Annotated in this window: 1 protein-coding gene; it reads right to left on the reverse strand. The window is 55.7% G+C overall.

The annotated features are described in order from the left end of the window. Positions 1 to 57 precede the first annotated feature (57 nt). Complete coding sequence (locus ACR0DT_RS25060; RefSeq protein ID WP_480713348.1) at positions 58 to 1,098, reverse strand: IS481 family transposase; 1,041 nt, start codon at positions 1,096 to 1,098, stop codon at positions 58 to 60. Positions 1,099 to 1,233: the final 135 nt, after the last annotated feature.

A 1,233-nucleotide genomic window follows, 5' to 3' on the forward strand; every position in this document is an offset into this window, starting at 1 on the left:
GTGTAGTGGTTCAGATGTGATCTGACAGTTGGCCGTTTTCTGGCGGCGTCTGTCAGGTCAAGTTTGGTTCAGGAACTTTTCCTTCCAGATCTCTTTACCCTCGATCATGGTCTGGAACGGCGTTCTGCCGCAACACATTTTACCCTGATGAGTGCGCTCGTGGTTGTAGTGGTGCAGCCATTCACCCAGATCGGCTTGCAATGCTTCGATGCTGTCATAGAGCTTCTTGCGGAACGCGACCTGGTAGAACTCCTGCAACACCGTCTTGTGGAAGCGCTCGCAGATGCCGTTGGTCTGGGGCGATTTGACCTTGGTCTTGGTGTGGTCGATGTCATTGATCGCTAAGAACAGCTGGAAATCGTGTTTGTCGACGCGCCCGCAATATTCCGTCCCGCGATCTGTCATGATCCGCAGCACCGGCAGGTCATGCTCGTCATGGAATGGCAGCACCCGGTCGTTGAGCAGATCGGCAGCAGTGATCGGTGTCTTGGTGGTGTAGAGCTTAGCATGCGCCACCTTGCAATAGGTGTCCACGTAAGTCTGCTGATAGACCCGCCCAACACCCTTGAGCGTGCCGACATAGAAGGTGTCCTGTGAGCCCAGATAGCCGGGATGGGCTGTTTCCACCTCGCCGCAGGCTTCATCGTCGAGCTTCTTCTTTTCCAGCGCTTGCACCTGCGCTTCGGTCAGGATGCAACCCTCTTCGGCGACCTTGGCTTCCAGGGCTTTCAGCCGGGCTTTGAAGTTGGCCAGATCGTGCCGCAGCCAGATCGACCGGACACCCGAGGGTGAGACAAAGACACCTTGCTTGCGCAACTCGTTCGAGGTGCGGGCTTGGCCATAGGCCGGGAAGTCGGTGGCGGATTTGATCACAGCCTGCTCGGTCGCGTCGTCAACCCGGTTTGCCAAATTGGGTTTGCGCCGGGTGCGTTCGAACAGCGCTTCCACGCCGCCGTCTTCGACTGCCGACTTGTAGCGGTAGAACGTGTCCCGGCTGTAGCCCATCACCTGACAGGCTTTTGAGACATTGCCCAGTTCCTCGGCCAGATTCAGCAGGCCGGTTTTGTGTTTGATGATCTTGTCGGTAGTATTCAACATCGTGGTTTCCTCGTTTCGATGATTTGGTTGGCACCACCATCAAAACGAACAACCATTTCCCTTCAAGGGAACCACCGCCCCCAATCCAATTTGAAAAATTGGGGGCGGTGTCAGATCACATCGAAACTAATTCAG

Source organism: Ruegeria sp. BI11, from assembly GCF_056538005.1.

What these genes read in the sequence shown, in the direction of transcription:
- ACR0DT_RS25060 (WP_480713348.1), bottom strand. Translation starts at nt 1,098, where the DNA reads ATGTTGAATACTACCGACAAGATCATCAAACACAAAACCGGCCTGCTG.